This is a genomic window from Microbacterium sp. Ld4, from assembly GCF_045066555.1.
Taxonomy (GTDB): domain Bacteria; phylum Actinomycetota; class Actinomycetes; order Actinomycetales; family Microbacteriaceae; genus Microbacterium.
On record NZ_JBISHE010000011.1, the window covers coordinates 297,778 to 321,946 of the forward strand.

At 71.8% G+C, this 24,169-nt stretch carries 21 protein-coding genes; 11 read left to right on the forward strand and 10 right to left on the reverse strand.

Features of this window, described 5'->3' with window-relative positions; translation table 11 throughout:
• The first annotated feature begins 47 nt into the window (after positions 1-47).
• Positions 48-1,358, forward strand: a complete 1,311-nt coding sequence (locus ACJJV7_RS08820; protein ID WP_405375583.1) for a phosphotransferase — start codon at positions 48-50, stop codon at positions 1,356-1,358.
• A gap of 52 nt (positions 1,359-1,410) precedes the next feature.
• Here ACJJV7_RS08820 and ACJJV7_RS08825 read toward each other — a convergent pair whose 3' ends face one another.
• A complete protein-coding gene (locus ACJJV7_RS08825; RefSeq protein WP_405375582.1) occupies positions 1,411-4,713 on the reverse strand; it encodes an ATP-dependent DNA helicase in 3,303 nt (1,100 codons plus the stop codon).
• On the reverse strand, positions 4,710-7,793 hold the full coding sequence (locus tag ACJJV7_RS08830) for an ATP-dependent helicase (RefSeq protein WP_405375580.1): 3,084 nt from the start codon (positions 7,791-7,793) through the stop codon (positions 4,710-4,712). The genes ACJJV7_RS08825 and ACJJV7_RS08830 overlap by 4 nt, the downstream gene beginning before the upstream one ends.
• A gap of 141 nt (positions 7,794-7,934) precedes the next feature.
• Between ACJJV7_RS08830 and ACJJV7_RS08835 the strand changes: the two genes are divergently transcribed.
• Together ACJJV7_RS08835 and ACJJV7_RS08840 are read left to right on the forward strand one after the other, a co-directional pair.
• Positions 7,935-8,156: a DUF3107 domain-containing protein gene (locus ACJJV7_RS08835; protein WP_405375578.1), complete on the forward strand. Its 222-nt coding sequence runs from the start codon at positions 7,935-7,937 to the stop codon at positions 8,154-8,156.
• A gap of 1 nt (position 8,157) precedes the next feature.
• Positions 8,158-8,448 carry a hypothetical protein gene (locus tag ACJJV7_RS08840; protein ID WP_405375577.1) on the forward strand — a complete coding sequence of 97 codons (291 nt, stop codon included), beginning with the start codon at positions 8,158-8,160 and terminating at the stop codon, positions 8,446-8,448.
• A 12-nt stretch (positions 8,449-8,460) separates the two neighbouring features.
• Here ACJJV7_RS08840 and ACJJV7_RS08845 read toward each other — a convergent pair whose 3' ends face one another.
• A complete protein-coding gene (locus ACJJV7_RS08845) occupies positions 8,461-9,177 on the reverse strand; it encodes a ferritin-like fold-containing protein (protein WP_405375576.1) in 717 nt (238 codons plus the stop codon).
• Between the two features lie 142 nt (positions 9,178-9,319).
• On the opposite strand from ACJJV7_RS08845, the gene ACJJV7_RS08850 reads away from it, so the two are divergent.
• Complete coding sequence (locus ACJJV7_RS08850; RefSeq protein ID WP_405375575.1) at positions 9,320-10,834, forward strand: DEAD/DEAH box helicase; 1,515 nt, start codon at positions 9,320-9,322, stop codon at positions 10,832-10,834.
• A gap of 30 nt (positions 10,835-10,864) precedes the next feature.
• Here ACJJV7_RS08850 and ACJJV7_RS08855 read toward each other — a convergent pair whose 3' ends face one another.
• Positions 10,865-11,740 (reverse strand): PHP domain-containing protein, encoded by an 876-nt coding sequence (locus ACJJV7_RS08855; RefSeq protein ID WP_405375573.1) that lies wholly within the window; start codon positions 11,738-11,740, stop codon positions 10,865-10,867.
• Positions 11,741-11,794: 54 nt separating this feature from the next.
• Between ACJJV7_RS08855 and ACJJV7_RS08860 the strand changes: the two genes are divergently transcribed.
• From ACJJV7_RS08860 to ACJJV7_RS08870, 3 genes are read left to right on the forward strand one after another with little or no spacing between them, the layout of a single operon-like run.
• The gene (locus tag ACJJV7_RS08860; protein ID WP_405375571.1) at positions 11,795-12,808 is read left to right on the forward strand and encodes an endonuclease/exonuclease/phosphatase family protein; all 1,014 of its coding nucleotides are present in this window, start codon (positions 11,795-11,797) and stop codon (positions 12,806-12,808) included.
• 34 nt (positions 12,809-12,842) lie between these two features.
• Positions 12,843-14,261, forward strand: coding sequence for an aminopeptidase P family protein (locus ACJJV7_RS08865; protein WP_405375569.1), 1,419 nt, complete (start codon positions 12,843-12,845; stop codon positions 14,259-14,261).
• A gap of 59 nt (positions 14,262-14,320) precedes the next feature.
• On the forward strand, positions 14,321-16,042 hold the full coding sequence (locus ACJJV7_RS08870) for a gamma-glutamyltransferase family protein (RefSeq protein WP_405376198.1): 1,722 nt from the start codon (positions 14,321-14,323) through the stop codon (positions 16,040-16,042).
• On the opposite strand, the gene ACJJV7_RS08875 is transcribed toward ACJJV7_RS08870, so the two are convergent.
• Together ACJJV7_RS08875 and ACJJV7_RS08880 are read right to left on the reverse strand one after the other, a co-directional pair.
• Entirely contained in the window at positions 16,024-16,716 is a 693-nt protein-coding gene (locus ACJJV7_RS08875) for an alpha/beta family hydrolase (RefSeq protein WP_405375568.1), read from the reverse strand. The genes ACJJV7_RS08870 and ACJJV7_RS08875 overlap by 19 nt on opposite strands.
• Positions 16,717-16,724: 8 nt before the next feature.
• Positions 16,725-17,456: a general stress protein gene (locus ACJJV7_RS08880; RefSeq protein ID WP_405375567.1), complete on the reverse strand. Its 732-nt coding sequence runs from the start codon at positions 17,454-17,456 to the stop codon at positions 16,725-16,727.
• A 72-nt stretch (positions 17,457-17,528) separates the two neighbouring features.
• On the opposite strand from ACJJV7_RS08880, the gene ACJJV7_RS08885 reads away from it, so the two are divergent.
• The 3 genes from ACJJV7_RS08885 to ACJJV7_RS08895 are packed head-to-tail and all read left to right on the forward strand — an operon-like array spanning position 17,529 to position 20,490.
• Positions 17,529-18,797, forward strand: a complete 1,269-nt coding sequence (locus ACJJV7_RS08885; protein WP_405375565.1) for a magnesium transporter MgtE N-terminal domain-containing protein — start codon at positions 17,529-17,531, stop codon at positions 18,795-18,797.
• Complete coding sequence (locus ACJJV7_RS08890) at positions 18,797-19,366, forward strand: DUF1003 domain-containing protein (protein WP_405376197.1); 570 nt, start codon at positions 18,797-18,799, stop codon at positions 19,364-19,366. The genes ACJJV7_RS08885 and ACJJV7_RS08890 overlap by 1 nt, the downstream gene beginning before the upstream one ends.
• Positions 19,363-20,490 (forward strand): Mrp/NBP35 family ATP-binding protein, encoded by a 1,128-nt coding sequence (locus ACJJV7_RS08895; protein WP_405375563.1) that lies wholly within the window; start codon positions 19,363-19,365, stop codon positions 20,488-20,490. Before ACJJV7_RS08890 ends, ACJJV7_RS08895 begins: the two co-directional genes overlap by 4 nt.
• A 7-nt stretch (positions 20,491-20,497) precedes the next feature.
• Here ACJJV7_RS08895 and ACJJV7_RS08900 read toward each other — a convergent pair whose 3' ends face one another.
• Complete coding sequence (locus ACJJV7_RS08900; protein WP_405375561.1) at positions 20,498-20,869, reverse strand: Sec-independent protein translocase TatB; 372 nt, start codon at positions 20,867-20,869, stop codon at positions 20,498-20,500.
• 73 nt (positions 20,870-20,942) lie between these two features.
• Here ACJJV7_RS08900 and ACJJV7_RS08905 point away from each other — a divergent pair, with 73 nt between their 5' ends.
• Complete coding sequence (locus tag ACJJV7_RS08905; RefSeq protein WP_405375559.1) at positions 20,943-21,578, forward strand: O-methyltransferase; 636 nt, start codon at positions 20,943-20,945, stop codon at positions 21,576-21,578.
• A gap of 61 nt (positions 21,579-21,639) precedes the next feature.
• Here ACJJV7_RS08905 and ACJJV7_RS08910 read toward each other — a convergent pair whose 3' ends face one another.
• The 3 genes from ACJJV7_RS08910 to dapE all read right to left on the reverse strand — a co-directional run bounded on the left by ACJJV7_RS08910 (position 21,640) and on the right by dapE (position 24,164).
• Complete coding sequence (locus tag ACJJV7_RS08910) at positions 21,640-21,813, reverse strand: DUF3117 domain-containing protein (RefSeq protein ID WP_405375557.1); 174 nt, start codon at positions 21,811-21,813, stop codon at positions 21,640-21,642.
• A 93-nt stretch (positions 21,814-21,906) separates the two neighbouring features.
• On the reverse strand, positions 21,907-23,106 hold the full coding sequence (locus ACJJV7_RS08915) for a hypothetical protein (protein WP_405375556.1): 1,200 nt from the start codon (positions 23,104-23,106) through the stop codon (positions 21,907-21,909).
• Positions 23,088-24,164 carry a succinyl-diaminopimelate desuccinylase gene (gene dapE / locus ACJJV7_RS08920; protein ID WP_405375554.1) on the reverse strand — a complete coding sequence of 359 codons (1,077 nt, stop codon included), beginning with the start codon at positions 24,162-24,164 and terminating at the stop codon, positions 23,088-23,090. Before dapE ends, ACJJV7_RS08915 begins: the two co-directional genes overlap by 19 nt.
• Positions 24,165-24,169: the final 5 nt, after the last annotated feature.

Sequence of the window (24,169 nt, forward strand, 5' to 3'; positions counted from 1 at the left end):
GGGCGTGGCGCGGATGCGCGGGCGCGTGCTCGACCTACCCTGGGGGCATGGCACGCTCTCCTCTCACTCTAGCCGCGGCCGCCACCGCCGCTCTCGCGCCGGTCGGCAGCGTCGAGGAGGGCATCCGCATCGTCGGAGCGGCCACTCTCAGCGAGAACACGGGCGGCCGCTACGACAGTGCGCTGCTGCACCTGGACGACGGCGACCGCGCGGTCGTGCGCGTGCCGACGACGGCTGAGGCCGATGCGGAACTCGACCGCGAGACGACGGCCCTCACCGCCCTCACTCCCGGCGTCCGCGCCCTGATCGGATTCGCGGCGCCGCAGCTGCGTGGTCGCGCGCGGCTGAGCGGCGGCATCGCCCGCGTCTTCACCTACCTCGACGGCTACCGCGTCGACGCCGCCCACGTCCCGGCCGGCCGAGGCGTGGCCACGGCTCTGGCGGAGGCCATCGCGTCGGTGCACGACCTCCCGTCGTCCGTCGTCACCGGTGCCGGCCTTCCCTCCCGCACCTCCGCGCAGATCCACGGCGACACCGAGCGTCTCCTCGATCGCGCCGAAGCGACCGGCCGGCTCCCGTTCGGCCTCCTGCGACGGTGGAGCCGCGCGCTGACGGCCGAGGGGCTGTGGCGGTTCGAGCCGACGGTGACCCTCGGCGGGGTCGACCCGGCATCGTTCACGCTCGTCGACGTCGACGGCGTCCCGACGATCTCCGGATTGCTCACGTGGGGCGGCCTCAGCGTCGGCGATCCGGCCGAAGATCTCCGCTGGACGTCCGGAAGCCCGGATGCGTCAGCCGACGTCTTCGCGACGTACTCGGCTCAGTCGCACCGCTCCCCCGACGCGATGATCGCGGAGCGCGCGCGACTGCACGCCGAGCTGGAGTTCGCGAAGTGGCTGGTGCACGGGCACGAGACCGGGTCCGAGTCGATCATGGCGGATGCCGTCGCCCTGCTCACCGCCCTGGCCGACACCGTCAGCGACGATGCGCCCATCGCCGCCGCACACGTGACCGTCGATGATGCCATCGCCGCGCTCGGGCGCGTGCCCGCCGCGCAGACCGACGCCGTCGACACGTCGATGCAGACCGACGCCTACGACCCCGGCGAGATGGGCCTGTTCGACGAGGACGACGACCAGCCGAGCGAGCCGACTACGCGGGAACCCGCCTCGGACGCCGGATCGTCCCGGAGCGCAGCGGCCGATCTCGAGACCGAGCCGCTGGAGTTCTCGGAGTGGCCGCCGTCCGATCCGGCAACGGGCGGGAGCTCGGCGGCGCACACCGATGCGCCCGATGACGACCGCGACCCCGACGACGCGGCGCGCAACGCCCTCCGCCGCTGGACCGGCACGGCCTGAGCCGCGGAGCTGCGGAAGCCCCTGGCTGCAGGGATCACAGCGTCCCGCGCGATCAGCCGCGCAGGATGACGCCGTCGCCGACATAGAACAGCGCGACGTCGATCTGATCGATGGGGACGCCGTGCCGGGCATGGTACGCCCGGCGGTAGAGCTCGAGCTGCAGCATCCGCTCTGCCTTCTCGGCCGCGGTCCGAGGTGGCCTGCCGGTCTTCCAGTCGACGATCTCGATGCGCTCCCCGCGGCGGTAGACGGCGTCGAGCTTGCAGATGATGATGTGCGCGCGGCCGTCGCCGAAGGCGTCGGGATCGGCGAAGTCGATCTCCGTCTCGACCTCGATGGGTTGCAGGTCAGCCCACTCCGAGGCGAGGAAGGCCTCCTTCAGCCGCGCCAGCGCCTCCGCGTCGGGTGACATCGCGGAGGGCGTCTCCTCGTCGTCCTCCCACAGCGCGTCGTCGATCGATCGGCCGCGACCGACGACACCCGAGCGCTCCTCCACCCAGGCATGGAACATCGTCCCGAGCCGCGTCTGTCGATAGGGCCGTTCCGGCAGCGGCCGCGTCACGGCCGTCGCCGCCTGACCGTAGTCCGCGACGAAGTCCTTGAACCGCGAGGCGGGGATCCGCGTCGGGGCGGCGTCGGTGCGGCCGGCCGCGCGCGCGGCGCGTTCGGCGAGGAGCAGCTCGAGGTCGCGCGTGGGAGCAGCGGGCGGAGCGTCGAGAGCTGCGCGGACCCGATCGGCCGCCCGCATCACCCGTTCCCGCCTCACTCCGAGCGCATCGATGGGCCACTGGAGTGTCGCCTGCACGCCGTCGAACGGGTTCTCCCCCGGCGAGGGGTCTTCCGGGAGCTCGATGTCGAGTTCGGCGGCGATCTCGGCGAGGAACCGGCTCGCGGGGCGCGGCTTCTTTGTGCCCGCCCACCCCGAACCCGTCAGCAGCAGGTGCTCGCGGGCACGCGTGACCGCGACGTACGCGAGACGCCTCTCCTCGGCGAGATGGCGACGACGGATGCCGTCGGCATATGCCTCCAGAGCGGCTTTGAGGTGCTGCTGGGTCTCCGATCGCCCGGAGTCCCAGGCGAAATCGGGGAGCCAGGCCCTGTCGCCGCGGAAGGAGTAGGGCAGCACGCCGAAGCCGAGCCAGCCCTTGCCGTCCTGCAGCCGCGACGGAAGCTCCTCCTCGACGCCGCGCACCACGGCGACGGCATCCCACTCGAGCCCCTTCGAGCCGTGGATCGTCAGAAGCTGGACGACATCGTCCTCGGGGGGCTCGGTGCGCGGAGCGAACTCGTCGAGCCGCTCGGCTCGGTCGAGCCAGGCCAGCAGGCTCGACAGCGATCCGCGGTCGTCGGTCTGCAAGAAGCCATGCAGCTCGTCGACGAAGGCGCGCAGCTGGTCACCGGCGATGCGCGCCGGCCCGCGGGCCTCGTTCGAGGCGAGCTCGACGTCGAGGCGCAGTTCGGCCTCGATCAGCCGCACCAGTTCGGGGATGGGGAGACTCGCCGCTCGCCGGAGGCCCGCGAAGACGGCACCGGCCTCTCTGAGACGCTCCCGCGCCACCGGCGTGAAGCCGGCCAGCCAGCCGTGCTCGGGCCGCTGACGAGCGACGAAGTCGAGCGCGACGATGAGCGAGCCCTGCTCGTCTCCCGCCGAGGTGCGGAGGATGTCGGTGATCTCGGGAGCCAAAGGCTGAAGGGCGGTGTCGTGCCGGGCGAGCCTCCCGGCGAGCCCGGCGAGCTCGCGGAGGTCGGCGAGGCCCACGGCCCACCGAGGCCCCGCGAGCAGGCGGATGAGCGCGCTGCCCGCCCGCGGATCGCTGATCACACGTAGCGCAGAGACGACGTCGACGACCTCCGGAGTGGACAGCAGGCCGCCGAGCCCGAGGATGCGATGCGGGATGCCGCGACGGCCGAGCGCATCGGCGAACCGCACCATGTGCTTCTTGCTGCGCAGCAGCACCGCGCCCGTCGTGGCCTCGCTCGCCCGGTGCCGGTCGGCCCGCACGGAGGCGAACCACTCCGCCACGCGGTCGGCCTCGGCGTCGACATCGGGATCGACGACGACGTCCACTCGGCCCGTCGGCGCACCGGGACGTGGCCGGAGCGCTCCGACCGCCACCGGCGCGTCACCCGCGAGCGGGGCGAGCACTGCCGTCGCCGCCCGCAGGACGTCGACGCTGTTACGCCAGCTGGTGAGGAGCGAGTACGTGCGCGCTCCGGCATCCGCTGCGAAGGCCGTGGCGAAGTCGCCGAGGTTGCCTGCGCTCGCCCCCCGCCATCCGTAGATCGATTGGTGGGGGTCGCCCACCGCCATCACCGCGGTACCCGCGAACAGGGCGGCCAGCAGATCGGTCTGGACCACCGAGGTGTCCTGGTATTCGTCGAGCAGCACAACGCGGTAACGGTCTCGAAGCTCCTCGGCCACGGCCGCATGGGCGCGGACGACGGAGAGGGCGCCGGCGACCTGATCGGAGAAGTCGATGACCCCCCGGCGCCGCTTCTCGGCGTCGTACGCGCGAGCCAGGGTCACGAGGAGTCCGAGCCCGCCGACCTTCTCGGCGGCCGTGCGGATGTCGGCGTAGACGACGGTGCGGGCGGAATCGGAGGGGCGTTCCAAGACGCCCATGAAGTCGTCCGCGAAGGCCTCGAGGGCGTCGAGGTCGACCAGATTGTCGACGCTGTCGCGCGCGATCCGCAGCGCCGCGTCGATGATCGTCGAAGGCCTCTCGATGCGCTCGGGCAACCGTTCGTCGTCGGACGCGAAGACGACCTGCCTCATCAGCAGCCAGGCCGCGGATTCGCTCAGCACCACCGCGTCGGCGTCGCGGCCGATTCGGACGGCGTTCTCCCGCACGATGCTGTCGGCGAAGCTGTTGTAGGTGGAGACGGTGGGCCGGTCGAGCAGGGTGTCGGCCGGCTCGGCGCTGCCGGCGGCCGGGGGCAGATCCGCTTCGAGCCGATCGAGGGCGGCGATGCGCGCCGACTCGGGTGCACCACCCCGTTCGAGCTCGCCGAAGACGTCGAGCGCGCCCGAATCGAACAGGCGGGGCAGGCTCGAGAGGAGGCCGCGCCGCTCGAACTCGGCCAGACGCTGCAGGCGCCGGCCGATACGTTCGGCGAGCTCCCCCGCGGCCTTCCGGGTGAAGGTCAGCCCCAGCACCTGGTCGCGGCGGACGAGGCCGTTCGCGACGAGCCAGACGACGCGTCCGGCCATCGTCTCGGTCTTCCCGCTGCCGGCCCCGGCCACCACGAGGGCGGGCGACAGCGGTGCGGCGATCACCTCGGACTGCTCGGGCGTCGGAGGGAACTGTCCGAGCGCGGCGGCGATGACCTCGGGCGAGAGCGTCGCGCCGGTCACGAGGAGCTCACCGCGCCGATCGTGTGGATCCGGCAGAGCCCGTGGGTGTGATCGTCCCGGCAGTGCTCTTCGAACGGCGCCTCGAAGCGTGCACCGCGCATCACGCGGACCGCGGAGTCGACGCGCCCGAGGAACGCGGCCCGCGCCTCGTCATCGAACGGCGGCTGGTGCGGCTCTGCGTACGGCGCCTGGCGGGTCTTCTTCAGGACCACGAGTTTCGCCCCGCCCGAGGGCTCCCCCGCCGCCCCGGCGATCGCGCCGCGCTCGAACGCGAGCTGGTAGGCGGCGAGCTGGGGGTTGTCGGCGACGGCTTTGTCGCTCGTCTGCTCGGCCCGACCGGTCTTGAGGTCCACGATCACGACGCGGCCGTCGGCCTGCCGCTCGACCCGGTCGATGTATCCGCTCAGGACGGCCGGATGCGCGGCCCCCTCGATCGGGATCTCCACCTCGAAGTGCGGTTCGGCGCCGACGAGCTCCGCTCCCGACCGCTCCACATCGCGGAGGTACGCCGCGAGGCGGGACACGAGGTCTCGTGCCCGGATCCGCTCGGATCGGTCGATCCACTCCGCCTCGAAGTCGAGCTGCGACCATCGGTCTTCGACGAAGCGCCAGAGCGCGTCCTCATCGGCGCCCGCCGCGTGCTCGAGGGCCGCGTGCAGGATCGTCCCGAGTCCGGCGACCGCCGTTCCCGGATCGCCGCCCAGATCGCCGATCACCCAGTCGAGCTGACACCGTTCGAGGGCCTGGAGCCGCGATGGCGACACCCGGACGGGCGCCTCGTCGGGGTCGCGGAGCGGGCGGGTCGATGTCGGCTCCGCCACGCCGTACCAGTGCTCGGGAGAGGCGCCGGGGACGCCCGCGCGAGCGAGCAGCGCGAGCTGGTCGGCTGCGTGATCGCGCGCCGGCTCGGGCGAGCGCGGATCGGTCAGCGCACGCCGGTGCGCGGCAACGAGACCGCGCAGGGTCAGCGGATACTCGGCCGATGTCGGCGCGGGCCGCGCGGGCGGCAGGAGCTCGAACAGCACACTGGGGCCGGTGTCGTCGTCGTCGACGGCTGTCACGATCAGCCGGCTCGCTGCCCGCGAGGCCGCCCGGGCGAACAGCCGGAGCTCGTCGTGCAGCACGCCCCGGCGCCTGTCGACCGCGTCGCTGCCCCCCTCCCCGTCGGCGAGCCGCCAGGTGTCGAGCAGACCGCCGCGCACCCGCAGATTCGGCCAGACGCCGTCTTGGACCCCGGCGATCACGACCGTGTCGAACTCGAGTCCGAGCGCCCCGGCCGGCGTCGACACCTGCACACCGCGCGTGGCAGCCGAGGTGGCGAGGCGGTCTTCGGCGACCTCCGAGTGCAGCAGCGATCTCAGGTAGGCGATCGGAGCGGTGCCGTCCTCCCGCTCACCGTGGCGCTTCGCCGCCTGGAAGAGCGCGACGACGGCATCCAGATCGCGTCGCGCCTGATCAGCGAGCGGACCGTTGCTGTCGGCGAGCGTCCTCAGCTCCCGCTCGCGGGACTGCTTCTCCCAGACCGTCCAGAGCAGCTCGTGCGCCGTCGCATCCTCGGCGAGCTGCCCGCGAAGTGTGCTCACGATGGACGCGACCCGGCCGGCGCGACGCGCTTCGGGGGTGTCGAGCAGATCGAACTCGAGCGGATGCCGGAGCGCCGAGGCCAGCAGGTCGGATGCCGACCGCTCCCCGCCCGCGGCGAGTTCCCCGTGGCGGAGCCCCGTGCGCAGTCGGCGGAGCTCGACGGGGTCGAGGCCGCCGCCCACGAGGGCATCCAGCACGTCGTCGCCGTTCCAGGAGGTCGGGTCGGTGCCGGCCAGGTCGACCAGCCGGAGCAGGTCGCGGACGAGGGGAGTGCCCGCGAGCGAGCGAGCCGGTCCGACGGCGGCCGTCGGAACGTCGCGGGCGGCGAGTTCGGCCTCGAGCGCACTCACCTGACGCGTGTCGTGCGCGATGACCGCGCACTGCTCCCAGGGCACACCGTCATGCACGTGCCGTTCTCGGAGGAGGCGGGCGATGGTGTCGTACTCCTCCGCTCCCGACCGGAGGGAGAACGTCGTGACGCTGCCGTCCGGGTCGGCGCCGGACGGCGGCCGGCGATGCGAGACGAGACCTGCGGCGCCGATGCGCGAAGTGATCCGGGCGACGATGTCGCGCTGGAAGGGCGTTCCGCGATGGGTCGTGGCGAGCAGGTGCGTCTGCGTCGCGAGGCGCGCGAAGTTCTCCGGCCGGGCGCCGCGAAAGCTCCCGGAGCCGACGTCGGGGTCGCCGAAGGCGAGCACCGCGATGCCGCGGTCACGGCAGGCTTCGAGAAGCTCCACGCCGCCGAGGGTGAGCTCCTGGGCGTCGTCGACGAGGAGGACGCGCAGGTCTGCGAGAGCGCCCCAGACCGGTGACCCGGCAGGATTGCCGCGCACGAGACCGACCGCCTCGCGGACGAGTCCGGCGGCATCGCGGTGCGATCCGCGCATCCGCCCTCGGACCTCGTGATACTCGCGGGTGAACGAGGCGAGGGACGTCCAGATCTCGCGGTCGTGCCGCGCCGACAGACGCGCCAGGTCGTCAGGTTCGATCCCGAGCGTCGTCAGCTCGGCGAGGAAGGCACGGATCTCGGCGCGGATGCCGGGCATCGCCCGGATCTCGGGCGTCACCCATTCGGGCCACCGGGAGCGGCCGAGGCGCTCGTCTTCGGCGTCGCCGGCCAGGAGATCGCCGATGAGACGGTCCTCGTCGGGGCCGGTCAGCAGCTGCGGAGGCTCCTCGCCCGCATGCACGGCGCGCGCGCGCACCACCTGGTAGGCGAAGGCGGCCACCGAGCGCGCGAGGGGGCCCGCGGTCGCGACGCCGACCGCCAGGGCGAGCCGGTCGCGGAGCGCGGTCGCCGCCGTCCTGGTCGGCGTGAGGACGAGCACCTCCTCGGGGGCGATCCCCGACGCCAGCAGCTGAACGACGCGTTCGACGAGTGTCGCCGTCTTTCCCGTGCCCGGCGCCCCGATCACCACGCCCGAGGCCTCCGGAGGAAGGGAGACGACCCGTCGCTGCGCCTCGTCGAGCGAAACGGGACGCGTCGGAGCACTCATGCCTCCACGCTATCCGCCGACACCGACACGGGCGGCAGAGGCGTTCGCCCAGAGCGTTTCGTGTCGGCATCCCGGCCCCGAACCCGTGTCGTAGGCTCGAAACGCGCCCGCACCGGCGGCGCAGAGAAGGCAGGTAGCACCGTGGAGATCCGTATCGGAATCGCGCACTCGCGCGAACTGAGCTTCGACTCGAACGAGACGGCGGACGCCGTCAAGAACACGATCGCATCAGCGCTCGACTCGGGCGCCGCGTACGTCACGCTCGCCGACGCGAAGGGCGCCACCTACCTCGTCCCGACCGCGGGCATCACCTTCGTCGAGGTCGGAACCGACCAGTCCCGCCGCGTCGGCTTCGTCGCCTGACATGCTCATCGTCCTCGCGCTGGTCTTCGGCGCGGCAGCGGGGGCGGCGGCGCACTTCGCCGTCCCCGGACGCACTCTCCGAGGAGCGGCCGTGGGGCCGCTCCTCGGCGCGGTGCTCGGCGCCCTGACCTGGATGATCCTGACGTGGGTCGGCTGGGGAACGGATGCCGCCGGGCTCTGGCTCCTCGCGATCGCCGTGCCCGCGGTCGTCACCCCGCTGGCCCTCGTCGTACTGGGTCGTTCACGCGCCGCCCGCGACGAGGCGACCCGCACCGAGCTCGGCATCGGCTGAGCCGGGACGCGCTCAGGCGTCGAGGCCCATCGCGGTCATCCGCCTCGAGTGCGCGCCGAGCAGTTCGGTGAACACCGGCTCCACCTGTTTCTCGTCCTCGGCGCCGAGGCCCTCCGGGCGCAGGACCCCCCGCGCGACCAGGAGGGTGTCCCCCACGAGTCGGCGGCCCCACAGGCTGAGGAGCGAGCGCCACTCGTCGTCTCGTTCGATGGCGTCGACGACGATGCCGACGAGGGCGGACCGGTCGGCATCCGCTTTGAGGATCGCGGCGACCCGCCGTCCGGTGTCGCCGTAGCTTCCCGACAGCGCCAGGTAGAAGTCGTCCAGTAGCCCCGCGGTGAGATGGACCGAGAGCATCGTCTCGAGGGGGCGCGCGCCGTGCGTCGCGCGGCGGAAGACGTCGAGCGGCTCCCGGAAGGGGAGCATCAGCTCGGGCGGGTCCTCGTCACGGTCGCGGATCAGCGCGACGAGGGCGTGATGCTTGAGCAGCGCGGCGCCGGCAGCGCGCGAGAGCGATTCCTTGTCGGAGAGCTCGGGCGTCCCCTCGATCAGAGCGCTCAGGGTCTCGACGTATCCGAGCTGCAGATAGGCGGCCTGTCCGAGATAGGCCGCCACACCCGGGGCGAGCTGCTCGAAATCGACGCGACGGACATCCCCCGCCTCGCCCCTCGACCGCAGTCGGAGGGTGCGTCCGGGAGGCCGACGCCGCTGCCAGAACCACCTCACCACGAGCACAGCCTACGGGCCTCGCGAAGCCGCTCGGGTAGGGTGGAACAGTCCCGGCGTCGGATCGGGACCCCGCGCCTGTGGATGAGTGAAGGGCGTGGACCTTCACCTCGGCGGACTCTCACCGCCAGACAGGCATGACAACATGACGACTTTCGCTGATCTGGGCGTCGACCAGGACATCGTCGAGACCCTCGCCGCCAAGGGCATCGTCGACACCTTCCCCATCCAGGAGCAGACGATCCCCCTCGGCCTCCCGGGCCAGGACATCATCGGCCAGGCGAAGACGGGAACCGGCAAGACCTTCGGGTTCGGCATCCCCGTCGTCCAGCGTCTGGGACTGAACCCCGAGCCCGGGGTCAAGGCGCTCATCGTCGTCCCGACCCGCGAGCTCGCCGTCCAGGTCTACGAGGACATGGACATGCTCACCTCCGGTCGCGCCACGAGCGTCGTCGCGATCTACGGCGGCAAGGCCTACGAGGGCCAGATCGATCAGCTGAAGGCCGGCGCGCAGATCGTCGTCGGCACCCCGGGCCGTCTCATCGACCTCAACAACCAGCGCCTGCTCGACCTGTCGCACGCGACGGAAGTCGTGCTCGACGAGGCCGACAAGATGCTCGACCTCGGCTTCCTGCCCGACATCGAGAAGATCTTCCAGAAGGTCGCCCCGGTGCGCCACACGATGCTGTACTCGGCGACGATGCCGGGTCCGATCGTCGCCCTCGCGCGCCGCTTCATGTCGAACCCGATCCACATCCGTGCGAGCGACCCCGACGAGGGTCTCACGCAGGCCAACATCAACCACCTCGTCTACCGGGCGCACTCGCTCGACAAGGACGAGGTCATCGCCCGCATCCTGCAGGCCGAAGGCCGCGGCAAGACCGTCATCTTCACCCGCACCAAGCGCGCCGCGCAGCGACTCGTCGACGAGCTCGGTGACCGCGGCTTCAACGCCGGCGCTGTTCACGGCGACATGAGCCAGGAAGCGCGCGAGCGGTCGATGGCGGCCTTCAAAGCAGGCAAGCGCGATGTCCTCATCGCGACCGACGTCGCCGCCCGCGGCATCGACGTTGACGACGTCACCCACGTCATCAACCACACGATCCCCGACGACGAGCAGACCTACCTCCACCGCGCGGGCCGCACGGGACGCGCCGGCAAGACGGGCATCGCCGTCACCTTCGTCGACTGGGACGACCTGCACAAGTGGGCGCTCATCAACCGCGCCCTCGAGTTCGGACAGCCCGAGCCGCTCGAGACGTACTCGTCGAGCCCGCACCTCTTCGAGCAGCTGAACATCCCCGCCGGCACGAAGGGGCGCATCACCACGGCTCCTAAGGCGCAGCAGGCTCCGCGCACCGCGCCGCCGGCCCGGGCCGCCGAGGTCGCCGAGGAAACGTCCGGAGAAGCGGGCACGCGTCGCCGTCGTCGCCGTCGCGGAGAGGGCGAGCCCCGTGTCGGTGCGACCTTCGCCGAGGGCGCGCAGAGCACGGCCCCCCGCACCGAGGGAGAGGCGGCATCCGCCGACCGCTCTGCAGACGGTGCGGGCACGCACGACGGATCGGGAACCGAGCACCACGACGGCAAGCCGGCCCCCGCGCGCCGTCGTCGCCGTCGTCGCGGCGGAGCCGCCGGCGGAGCTCCGGTCGCCGGAGCCTGACCGGAGCGGGCGCCTGGCCCCGCCTCGGGGTCAGGGCAGGACGGGAGGACTTCCCGTTCCCGCCGAGATGATCCGCTCGACCATCTCGTCGGACGTCGTGAACTCCCCCGGGACGTTCGCCTTGCCGCGCCCGTGATAGTCACTCGAGCCGGTTGCGATCAGGCCATGCTCGGCCAGGAACCGGCGCAACTGCCCGAGCCCCGGCTCCACGTTCTCACGGTGACCGAGCTCGAACCCGGCCAGACCGGCATCCACCATGCGTTCCAGGAGCGCGCGCGGGAGCAGCCCGCCGCGCCCCGCCGGGTGCGCGATGATCGGCACACCGCCGGCGGCGGCCACGGCGGAGACCGCCGTGAGCGGGTCGGGCGCGAACAGGTCGACGTAGTAGTCGCTCGAGGGGTTGAGGATGCCGGCGAAAGCCTCGCCACGGTCGCGGACGAACCCGCGCGCCACCAGGGCGTCGGCGATGTGAGGGCGTCCCACCGTGGCATCCGCCGCGGTCTGCTCGACGATGTCCTCCCAGGTGAGGTCGTAGTCGCGGCCGATGCGGTCGGCCATCGTCCTCGCCCGCGTCAATCGCGACTCACGGATGCGGTCGGTGAGGGCACGGAGCCCGGCGTCGTCGGGGTCGAACAGGTAGGCGAGGACGTGCACGCTCCGCCACTCGTGGCGCGAGGACAGCTCCATTCCCGGAAGGAATCGGAGCCCGAGCGAGACAGCGGCCTCGGCGGCCTCCGCCCATCCCGCGGTCGTGTCGTGGTCGGTGAGGGCTGCGGTGCGGATGCCGTGGCGGTGCGCGGCGGCCATCACACCCGCCGGCGGCTCCGTGCCGTCGGAGCGGTCGGAGTGCAGGTGGAGGTCCGCTGAACCGGCGCGCGCAGCGACGGAGCCGGGGCCGGAGGACATGCGATCGAGCGTAGCGCGCAGAAACTCCCCAGCCTCTCCGATTACTGTCACTGTGTGCTGCGTCTGATCGGAATCCTCCTGACGATCGCCGCCGCCATCGGCGCTGCGATCGTGACGTGGCCGCAGTTCTTCCGGCTCGAGCAGACCTTCCCGTTCGCCCAGGTCGTCTCGCTCCGGCCCCTCGTCGCCGCCGGCTTCGTCGTCCTCGCGATCGTCGGGCTGCTGCTGTGCCTCGCCCGGCGCACCCGGGGCTTCGGCGCCGGAATCGCGATGATCGCGCTCCTCGCCGTCATCGCGAACGCGGGCATCCTCGCGTTCCGCGGCCTCGGCGACGCGGACCTCCCCGAGGCCACCGCCGACAGCATCCGAGTGATGACCTGGAACACCGCCGGCGAAGCCACCGACGTCGATGCGATCGTGAAGACGGCGATCGCGATGGACGTCGACATCGTCGCCCTGCCCGAGACCAACGCCGACACCGGCAAGGCGGTCGCGGTCGCCATGGGAGAGCGGGGCAACCCGATGTGGGTGCACGACGAGGATTTCCGCGGCTGGGATGCCAACTGGACCACCGTCCTCATCTCCCCCGATCTCGGCGACTACGCGGTCGTCGCCTCGACGTCGCAGGGGACGACGAACACCTCGATCGTTCCGAGCGTCGTCGCCATGCCGGTGTCAGGCGACGGACCGGTCGTCGTCGCCGCCCACGCCGTGGCGCCGCGGCCGGGCGACATGGCCGCCTGGCGGAGCGATCTCCGGTGGCTCGCCGACCAGTGCGCCGCGGACGATGTGATCATGGCGGGCGACTTCAACGCGACCCTCGACCACATGGCGCGCCTCGGCGTGGACGGGGGCGATCTCGGTCGCTGCCACGACGCGGCGGCCGACACCGGCAACGGCGCGGTGGGCACCTGGGACACCGCGTGGCCTGCGCAGCTCGGTGCGCCCATCGACCACGTGATGACGACGGATGCCTGGACCGCGACCGGCTCGGTCGTGGTGACGTCGCTCGACGGCACCGCCAGCGATCACCGGCCGATGGTCGTTCAGCTCGAGCCCGCGAACTGAGGCGGATGCCGGACGTCGGTGCGAGACTGGAGACATGACGACCGACGAGCGCGACACGATCGCAGCACCGACGACCGAGACCCCGGCACCCGCGACGACGAACCGGAAGGCGCCCTTCCCCGCCGGCTTCCTGGCGACGATCTCGACCGGATGGGCGGATCGCCCCGAGTCGGAGCCGGCCGCGAGCGCACAGGCCCCCTACGCCGCAGCGCGTCGTGACGCGGTGTCGACGGCGTTCCCGGGCCGTCGCCTGGTCATCCCCGCCGGCTCTCTGAAGCAGCGCTCCAACGACACGGACTACCCGTTCCGGGCGCACTCCGCCTTCGCCCACCTCACGGGCTGGGCGGCCGACGCGGTGCCCGATTCGGTGCTCGTGTTCGACCCGACCGACGACGGCCACGACGTCACGCTCTATCTTCGCGAGCGCGCCGATCGCACGACCGCCGAGTTCTACGCGGATGCGTCGGTGGGCGAGTTCTGGATCGGTCCGCGACCCGCCCTCAGCGGCGTCGCCGCGGAGCTGGGCCTGCGCACCGACCACCTCGACCGGTTCGCGGCCGCCGACGGCGACCTGGTCGTCGAGTCCGACGCCGACCTCACCCGCTTCCTCGCCGAGCTGCGCCTCATCAAAGACCCGTACGAGATCGCGCAGATGCGGCTGGCCGTCGAGACGACGGCCCGCGGGTTCGACGATGTCGTCGCCGAACTCCCCCGGATCATCGACACCCCCCGTGGTGAGCGCGCCATCGAGGGCGTCTTCCACCTCCGGGCGCGCACCGACGGCAACGGCGAGGGATATGACACGATCGCCGCGTCGGGGCCTCACGCGTGCTACCTGCACTGGACGCGCAACGACGGCGCCGTCGTCCCCGGCGACCTGGTCCTGATCGACGCGGGCGTGGAGGTCGACAGCCTGTACACGGCCGACATCACACGGACCCTGCCCGTGTCGGGCACGTTCACCCCCATCCAGCGGAAGATCTACGAGACCGTGCGCGAGGCGGCCGACGCCGCGTTCGCGGCCGCACGTCCGGGCGTGAAGTTCCGCACCCTCCACGAGTCCGCCATGGCGGTCATCGCCGAGCGCGTCGCCGAGTGGGGCCTGCTCCCCGTCACCGCCGAGGAGGCGCTCGACGCCGACCGGGGCGGTCAGCACCGGCGCTACATGGTCCACGGCACGAGTCACCACCTCGGCATCGACGTGCACGACTGCGCCGAGGCCCGTCGCGAGATGTACTACGACGGCGAGCTGGCTCCCGGCATGGTGTTCACGATCGAGCCCGGCCTCTACTTCCAGATCGACGATCTGACGGTGCCCGAGGAGTACCGCGGCATCGGCGTCCGCATCGAGGACGACATCCTGATGACGGAGTCGGGTCCGGTCAACCTGTCGGCCTCCATCCCCCGCACCGCGGACGAGGTCGAGGCCTGGATCGCGCGCAGCGCACGGTGACCGGGTTCACGCCGCCTCCGGCGTTCACGACGAGACCGCAGCTCACCGGCCGTTTCGGCATGGCCGCGTCGACGCACGCGTCCGCGACGGCCGTCGCCCAGTCCGTCCTCGAGCGCGGCGGGACCGCTTTCGACGCGGTCGTCGCCGGAGGCTTCACCCTCCATGTCGTCGAGCCGCACCTCAACGGACCGGGCGGTGACCTGGTCGGGCTCTTCCAGCGTGCGGATGCCGATTCGCCGACCGTCCTCATGGGACAGGGCCCGGCTCCTGCGGGAGCGACGATCGCCCACGTCGCAGGGGAAGGCCTCGACCTCGTCCCGGGGGCAGGCGGGCTCGCCGCGGCCGTCCCCGGCGCCGTGGACGCGTGGCTTCTGCTCCTCCGCGATCACGGCACGTGGGAACTCGCCGACGTCCTCGCCTATGCGATCGGCTACGCCCGCGACGGCCATCCGCTCCTCCCGGCCGCGGCCGCAACCATCGCGCGCGTCGCCGATCTGTTCACGGAGCACTGGCCGACATCGGCCGAGCTCTGGCTGACCGACGGGCACGCGCCGCAGCCCGGATCCGTGCACCGGAACCCCGCATACGCCGCTGTGCTGGAGCGACTCGTCGTGGCCGGCCATGGGGGCGGGACGCGCGCGGAACGCATCGACGCCGCTCGCAGGGAGTGGGCCACCGGCATCCTGGTCGACACGGCGGTTCCGTTTCTCGCCGCGCCCCACCGGCATTCGTCGGGCACCGACCATGCCGCCGTCCTCGCCGCCGACGACATCGACCGTTTCGCCGCCGGGTACGAGGAGCCGGTGACGGCGTCCTTCCGAGGTTGCACCGTCGTCAAGGCGGGCGCGTGGACGCAGGGACCGGCCCTGCTCGAAGCGCTCCGCATCCTCGAGCCCTTCGCAGACGACATGCTCGATGTCGCCACCCCGGGCGGCGCGCACACCGTCATCGAGACGCTCAAGCTCGCCCTCGCCGACAGGGACGCCTACTTCGGAGACGGCGCGGATGCCGACTGGCTGCTCGGCGACGCCGTCGCAGGCGCCCGCCGGGCGGACATCGGGGAGCGCGCCTCCCGCGCCTGGCGTCCGGCGCCGTCCGGCGGCCCCGCACCCTGGCAGCCGCCGCTGCGCTCCGCGGACGCGGCCGGCGACTCGGCGGCGACGGGCGAGCCCACCGTCGCCCGATCGGGACAGACCCGGGGCGACACCTGCCACATCGACGTGGTCGACCGCTGGGGCAACATCGTCGCCGTGACGCCGTCGGGCGGCTGGCTGCAATCCTCCCCCGCCATCCCCGGGCTCGGGTTCTGCCTCGGCACCCGGCTGCAGATGTGCTGGCTCGACGAGACTTCCCCCTCGGCGCTCCGCCCGGGTCGACGGCCCCGAACGACGCTCTCGCCGACGATGATCCTCGACGGGACGACGGTGATCGCCCTCGGAACCCCCGGCGGCGATCAGCAGGACCAGTGGCAGCTGCCGATGATCCTCCGAATGCTGGTGGGCGGCTATTCGGCGCAGGAGGCGATCGATGCGCCGACGCTGCACACGACCGCGATGGTGGACTCCTTCTGGCCGCGGACATGGACCCCGACGGGCGTCGTCGCCGAGGCGCGGCTCGGTCACGAGGTGATCGACGCCTTGAGCGCCCGGGGACACGAGGTCACCGTCGTCGGCGACTGGACGCTCGGCCGCCTCTCGGCGGTCGCCAGCGACCGGGCGACCGGCGGGCTGTGGGCCGCGGCGAATCCGCGCGGGGTGCAGGGCTACGCGTCGGGACGCTGAGCGCGGCGTCGCAGCCACGGCAGAGTCGACGCGGCGAGGGCGGCCCCGGTCTCCTCGGGTGGGCGCGTGCGTCCGGCGACCTCGAACGAGTGGCCACCACCCTCGGTCCAGAGGATCTCGGCGTCCTGGCAGTCGGCGACGGCGTCGGTGAACTGGTCGAGCGGCTGCAGGAACGGGTCGCGCGTGCCGGCGAGGAAGAGCTGCGGCGTGGCGATGGACGGCAGGTGGGCGGTGCGCGCCTTCTCGGGCGTGCCCGGCGGGTGGAGCGGGTACCCGGCGTAGACGAGCCCGACCGGATCGATCACGCCCTCGGCGGCGGCCATCGAGGCCATCCGGCCGCCGTACGACTTCCCCGCCGCGAACCACGGCGCACCGGCGGCGAGAAGGTGAGTCCGTTCGGCGACGGCCTGCCACGTCGCGAGCGCGTGGGCGGCGGGACCTGGCATCCGGCGCCCGGCCTGCAGGTAGGGGAACGTGAACCGCAGCGTGGTCACGCCGGCGGCCGCGAGCGCGCCGCTGAATCCGATGAGGAACGGATGCCGCATCCCCGCGCCGGCGCCATGGGCCAGCGCCACGACTGCCCACGGGTCGATCGCATGATCGACCTCGACATCGATCTCGATCTCACCGGTGGGGAGACCGACGGCGAGGGTCGACGACGCGCTCCCGGTCACGGGGGCTCTCAGCGCGGGGTGGTGTGGGGAGGCTCTGCCGGCGGCCGCGGCGCGGGATCGACCTTCTCGCCGGGGCCGGTCGGCGCAGGGATCCGCTCACCGTATCGAGGGGGGTCGAGGGGCCGCTCCGGTGCCGGGTCGACGCGCTCGCCCGGGCGGGCCGGCGTCCCTGGCGCAGGCGTCACGACCTCCCCGCCGGCGGGCGGTGCAGCCGGATCGACCCGCTCGCCGTACCGGGGCGGTGACGAGAGATCGACGGGCGGGGCTGGAGCCGCAGCAGCAGCGCCCGGTCCGAGGAGTCCCTGAGCGCGAGTGAAGCTCCGCGAGAGCACGGTGACGTCGTAATGATCGGCGATGACCTGCGTCACCGACGTGTAGTCGCGACGCCGACGGATGATCGAGTAACTGATGATGCTCATGAGCATGCCGAGGGCGATGCCGACGAGCATCACTCCGACGAAGAGCTGGATGACGGCCGTCGGACTCCCGAGCACGAAGATGGCGGCGAAGAGCAGACCGAGCAGCAGGCCGTTGATCGCGCCGGAGCGCGCGGCGGTGGCGTACCCGAGCTTGCCGGTCACCCGCTCGACCGACCGCAGGCCGCGGCCCACGATGGCGATGTCCTGTGCGGGGACGTCCGACGCGATCAGCGTCGACACCGACTTCTGCGCCGCCTCGTACGAGGTGTACTCGGCCACGGTCGCGCCGTGATCCTTCGGTGCTCCACCCAACATGCTCATCCCCCCATCTTGACACGCGCGCCTATGCCCCGGCAGGGCGAGAACGATGCGGGCGCGGACTACGCTGGTCGGGTGAGTACGCAGCGGGTTTTCGTCGCACGCCTGACGGGGTGCGCCGTCTTCGACCCCGCAGGAGACCGCCTGGGCCGCGTCCGCGACGTGGTCGTGATCTACCGTAAGGACGACCCTCCCCGCGTCGTCGGCCTCGTGGTGGAGATCCCGGGACGCCGCAACGTCTTCCTCTCGATCGGCCGGGTCACCTCCATCGCGAGCGGACAGGTCATCACGACCGGCCTCATCAACGTCCGCCGCTTCGAGCAGCGCGGTGGTGAGGTGCGCGTGATGAGCGAACTCGTCGGCCGCAGCGTCCACTTCCACGACGGCAGCGGCACCGCGATCATCGAGGACGTCGCGATCGAGCGCGACCGCCTCGGCGACTGGCAGGTCGGTCAGCTCTTCCTCCGAAAGCCCAAGACGAGCGCCTCCCCCTTCGCGAAGGGTCCGACGACCTTCGCGCGATGGAGCGATGTGCGCGACCAGCAGGTCGCCGGGCAGACGCAGTCCGCCGAGCTGCTCGTCGCCTCGTACTCCGAGCTCAAGCCCGCCGACCTCGCCAACACCCTCCTCGATCTTCCGGAGGAGCGGCTCCTCGAAGTCGCCGAGGAGCTGCCCGACGATCGCCTCGCCGACGCGCTCGAGGAGATGCCCGAGGACGAGCAGGTCCATATCCTCGAAGCTCTCGGCGACGAGCGCGCCGCCGGCATCCTCGACGCCATGGAGCCCGACGACGCCGCCGACGTCCTCGGACAGCTGTCCGAGCTCCGCGCCGAGCAGCTGCTCGACCTGATGGAGCCGGAGGAGGCGGAGGATGTCCGCGCCCTCCTCGAGTACGGCCCCGACACTGCCGGCGGGCTCATGACCACCGAGCCGATCGTGCTGTCGGCCGATGCGACCGTGGCCGAGGCCCTCGCCCTGATCCGCCGCCACGAACTGCATCCGGCCCTCGCCGCCGCCGTGTTCGTCACGCTCCCTCCCTACGAGACCCCGACCGGGCGGCTGCTCGGCGTCGTCCACTTCCAGCGGATGCTGCGCTACCCGCCGCACGAACGGCTCGGCGCGATCATCGACGACTCCGTCGAGCCCGTGCCCGCCACCGCGACGGCGGCCGAGGTCGCCCGCATGCTCGCGAGCTACAACCTGGTCTCGCTTCCCGTCGTCGACCGCGCGCACCACCTCGTGGGCACGGTCACCGTCGACGACGTGATCGACTACCTGCTGCCCGACGACTGGCGCTCGCACGACTCGGATGCCGTCCGCGTCGCGCCCGGGGTGCGCCGATGATGGCCCGCGGGCCGAAGTCGGGGTTCGAGGCGCCGCGCGGCCGTCGTCGGGCGCCGGTGCTCAGCCGCACCCCTCAGCCCTCCCGCGACCGGTTCGGCCGATTCACCGAGTGGATCGCGCGCGCGATGGGAACGCCCACGTTCCTCCTGATCCTGTCGCTCTTCTGCGTCGCCTGGATCCTCTGGAACACCGTCGGGCCCGACAACCTCCGCTTCGACGACGCCGCGCTCGGCTTCACCGCGCTCACCCTCATGCTCTCGCTGCAGGCGTCGTACGCCGCGCCCCTCATTCTGCTCGCGCAGAACCGCCAGGATGACCGCGACCGCGTGCAGATCGAGCAGGACCGGCAGCGCGCCGAGCGCAACCTGGCCGACACCGAGTACCTCGCCCGCGAGGTCGTCGCCCTCCGGATGGCGCTGACCGACATGCAGAACGAGGTGGTCAGCCGCGACGTGCTCCGGCAGGAGCTGCGGAGCCTCCTCGACAAGCTCGACGAGCGGGAGGCCGCGGTCGAGCGTCAGGCGGCAGCGGATCGGCATCCGAGCGCCGAGAGCGACACCTCCTCGTGACCCACGCGGACGAGGTGCGGCGCGCCGTCGCGGCCGTCAGCGACCCCGAGCTGCGCCGGCCCCTCGGTGAACTCGACATGGTGCGGGGTGTGCGGGTCGACGGCGCGGTCGCGCACGTCGACATCGCTCTCACGATCGTCGGGTGCCCGGCCGCCGACCGCATCGAACGCGATGTGCGGGACGCTGCGGCATCCGTCTCCGGAATCGACGGAGTCGAGGTCGCCGTCGGCGTCATGACTCCGGACGAGCGAGCCGCGCTCGTCGCGCGCATCCGGGGCCCGCGCCGGATGCGCTTCGACGCCGACAGCCTCACGCGCGTCATCGCCGTCACGAGCGGGAAGGGCGGCGTCGGCAAGTCGACGCTCACCGCCAACCTCGCCGTCGCGCTCGCTCGGCGCGGCCTGTCGGTCGGGCTCATCGACGCCGACGTGCACGGGTTCTCGATCCCGGGCCTCCTCGGGATCGTCGGCGACGACGGTCGCCCGCCGCAGCCCACCCGGATCGACGACCTGATGCTCCCGCCCGTCGCCTACGACGTGAAGACGATCTCGATCGGCATGTTCCTGCCGCCCGGGGCGCCCTCCGCGGTCGCGTGGCGCGGCCCCATGCTGCACCGCACGGTGCAGCAGTTCCTCACCGATGTCCATTTCGGCGATCTCGACGTCCTCCTCATCGACATGCCGCCCGGAACAGGCGACGTGGCGATCTCGGTGGGCCAGCTGCTCCCCCACGCCGATGTCCTCGTCGTCACGACACCGCAGGTCGCGGCATCCGACGTGTCCATCCGGAGCGGGCTCGTCGCACGCCAGACGGGGCAACGCGTCATCGGCGTCATCGAGAACATGGCCGCGCTCACCCTTCCCGACGGATCGACGCTCGACCTGTTCGGCTCCGGCGGCGGTCACGCGGTCGCGACCGCACTGTCGGACGGCGACGAGGACGTGCCGCTCCTCGGGTCGGTGCCGCTCAGCCCCGCTCTCCGCGGCGGCGGCGATGCCGGGGTGCCCGTCGTCGTCGGATCTCCCTCGGATGAGGCGGCTCGGGCGATCGACGAGGTGGCGGGCGCGATCATGGCTCAGCGGCCGTCGCTGGCGGGCAGACGGCTCCCCGTGCAGCCGCGCTGACCCCGGATCAGGTCGCTTCGGTGTCGTACGGAGCCGGCGCCGTGCGGTCGCGGCGTTCCCGCTCCGCCGGAGCGACGACCCCGGGCACCGCCGTCACCGGCTTCACGGCGGCGGGCACGGGAGCGTCGTCGATGAGCGCCTCGCGGATGATGCGGCGCGGGTCGTACTGCCGCGGATCGAGCTTGCGCCATTCGATCTCGTCGAAGTCGTCGCCCATCTCCTCCTTGACGCGGGTGCGGGCGCCGTCGAGCCATTCCCGGACCCGCCGCACGAAGCGAGCGAGGGCGGCGGCGTAGCCGGGCAGACGCTCCGGGCCGAGCAGGAGTGCGGCGATGAGCGCGATGAGAAAAATCTTCTCGAGATCGAGCCCATTTGACATGCCTTCCAGGTTACCCGTGCGCCTGAGGCATGAGCTGCGAAGCGCCGCCTAGGCTGACAACCGGAGGTCCACCATGGGCGATTACGACGCCACCCGCAGATTCGCCGACGAGGCGACCGTCGAACCCGACACGATCGCGCGCGCACGCGCCCACGCGCTCGAGATCGGCGCCGACCCCATCAGTGCGGCCGTCGGCGCGCAGGTCGCGATCATCGCCGCCGCGAGTCGCGCGCTGAACATCGTCGAGATCGGCACGGGCGGGGGCGTCTCGGGCCTGTGGCTGCTCCACGGATCGCCGCGCGCGACCCTGACCACGATCGACAAGGAGCCCGAGCACCTCGCTGTGGCCCGTTCGGCCTTCGCCGATGCCCGCGTGCCCGGCGCCCGCGCCCGCTTCATCTCCGGTCGCGCCGCCGACGTCCTGCCGCGCATGAACGAGGCGTCCTACGACATCGTGCTCGTCGACGCCGACGCCGAGGGCGTCATCGAATACGTCGAACACGGGCTCCGACTCGTGCGCTCCGGCGGCACGGTCCTGGTGCCCCGCGTCCTCGCAGGTGGGGCCGTCGCCGACCCCGTGCGTCGCGGTCCGGTCGAAAGCGCCTACCGCTCGCTGATCCAGGAGACCCAGACCTCACCGGCCGTCCTCGGCGCACTGTCGATCGTCGGCGAAGGGCTCCTGCAGCTGACGACCGTCAACGACGGCTGAGTCAGCCCGGAAACGACGAACGGCCGATCCCCCGACCGGCCGTTCGTTCATCGTCGTGGGGTCAGGCTGCGCCGACGACCCCGCTCAGAACGGTGTGGAGTTCCTTCGCTTCGTCGTCGTTGACGGACACGACAAGTCGTCCGCCCCCCTCGAGCGGAACACGCACGATGATGAGTCGGCCCTCTTTGACGGCCTCCATAGGTCCGTCTCCGGTGCGCGGCTTCATGGCTGCCATTGTGGGGCTCCTTTTCGTCTTCGGCCTACCGAACCAGTCTACCCAAACGCCAGAACCCGTTCGGCGCCATGGCGCGGATCCGGACCCGGATCGTCACGGAATGCGGAAGTAGGTGTCCCCGAGGGCGAGCATCTCGTGCACCCACCACCACTGCGCGAGCAGAGCGGCGCCGAGCACGGTGAACCGCCACCACCGCGCACGGGGAACCGCGAAGGCCCCCGCGAGCGGCGACAGCGGAAGAAGCAGTCGGAAGATGCTCGACTGCGGGAAGAAGACGGCGAGCAGGTACACGAGGTAACTCGCCGACCACAGCCTGAGCTCGGGCCCGAGCCGGGCGACCTGCGGCGACCAGAGGAGAGCGGCGGCGGTTCCCCCGACGATCAGCGCCAGCACGACGAGCCCGAGCACCGGGGGCAGGCCCCAGAGTCCGAACCACATCTGAGCCGCGTGGACGACGCCGGTGAAGGGTACGAAGCCTTCCTCTGCCCCCACCCAACTCCGACGCCAGGCGAGTTCGGTCTCGAGATACGCGGAGCCGTCACCGGTGACCACACCCGCGATGGCCTGCCAGGAGAACCCGACGGCGCTCGCCCACGCGCCGAGCGCGATGATGTGCAGGACCTCCCGGCGCGCCAGGGTGTCGCGCCTCCGACGGAACCAGCGGTGGATGCCGTACAGCCCGAGCAGCAGCGCGAAGGCGAGCACTCCGGGTCGGGTGTAGCCCATCAGCGGGATGAGCAGGTACAGCCACAGGTACGAGCGCCGCATGAGTGCGAGGAGCGCGAGGAACAACCAGACGAGGAAGAGCGACTCGGCGTAGCCCATCTGGAACAGCGCCGCGAGGGGGCCGTTCGCGAAGAAGACGACCGCCCAGAGCGCCGCGGCCTCGCCGATCCGATCGCGGAGCAGGAGGAAGAGCACGACGGATGCCGCGTAGCCGGCGACCAGCGAGACCGCGATCGCCGCCGCGGGGTATCCCCCGACCACGCTGCCGAGGGCAGCCGACACCGCGGGGTAGAAGGGCATGAACGCCCACGCGTTCTCTCCGACCTGCCCGGCCGCGTCGAGGGGCAGCTCGGTCGGATACCCCGTGGTCGCGATCACCCAGTACCACTGGCTGTCCCACCCCATCGAGAGTGATCCGATCGAGGCATCCGCGCCGAAACGCGACGACGCGACAGACAGCTCGGCAGCGATCCAGAAGAATCCGGTCGTGATCAGGCGGGCGGTGAGATAGATCAGCGCGATCGCACCGGCGACCGCGATCGGCGATCTCAGGCGCCGGTCAGCCACGCGCGCAGTCCCCGTTCGACGTCCTCGATCTGCGCCAGGGGGACGCGTTCGTCGTCGTGGTGCGCGAGATGCGGGTCGCCGGGTCCGTAGTTGACGGCGGGAACCCCCATCGCGGAGAAGCGTGCCACGTCGGTCCAGCCGTACTTCGGCTTCGGCTCTCCGCCGACGGCCGCGACGAACTCCTGCGCGAGCGGGGCGTCGAGCCCCGGTCGGGCGCCTTCGGCGAGGTCGATGATCTCGACGTCGAACCCGGCGAGAACATCGCGGACGTGCGCTTCGGCTGCGGCGCCGTCCTTGTTCGGGGCGAACCGGTAGTTGACTTCGACCTCGCAGGCATCGGGGATCACGTTTCCGGCGATGCCGCCGCTGATCCGAACCGCGTTGAGCCCTTCTCGGTAGACCAGACCGTCCACCGATACCTCGCGGGCACGGTACTCCGCGAGCCGGCTGAGGATCGGTGCGGCTTTGTGGATCGCGTTCTCCCCGATCCACGAGCGCGCACTGTGAGACCGCACGCCGGCGGTGCGCACGATCGCGCGCAGGTTGCCGTTGCAGCCGCCCTCGACGGTGCCGTTCGACGGCTCCCCCAGAATGGCGAAGTCCGCCTCGAACAGGTCGGGTCGGGATGCCGCGAGGCGGGTCAGCCCATTGAGCTCGGCCGCGACCTCCTCATGGTCGTACCACATCCAGGTGATGTCGACGCGGGGAGAGACGAGCTCGGCGGCGAGCTTGAGCTGCACGGCGACGCCGGCCTTCATGTCGACGGTGCCCCGGCCCCAGAGGTACGGCGCGCCGTCGATCTCCTCGTCGCGGGTCGGAAGGTTGGCGTTGATCGGGACGGTGTCGATGTGCCCGGCGATCGCGACCCGCTGGTCCCGGCCGAGGCGGGTGCGAGCGACGATCGTGTCGCCGTGCCGGATCACCTCGAGATGATCCAGTGCGCTCACCGCGGCGAAGATCGCGTCGGCGAGCGGAGTCTCGTCACCCGACACGCTGGGGATGTCGCAGATCGTGCGGGTGAGGTCGATCGAGGACGCGGAGAGATCGAGCGGGGGCATGCGTT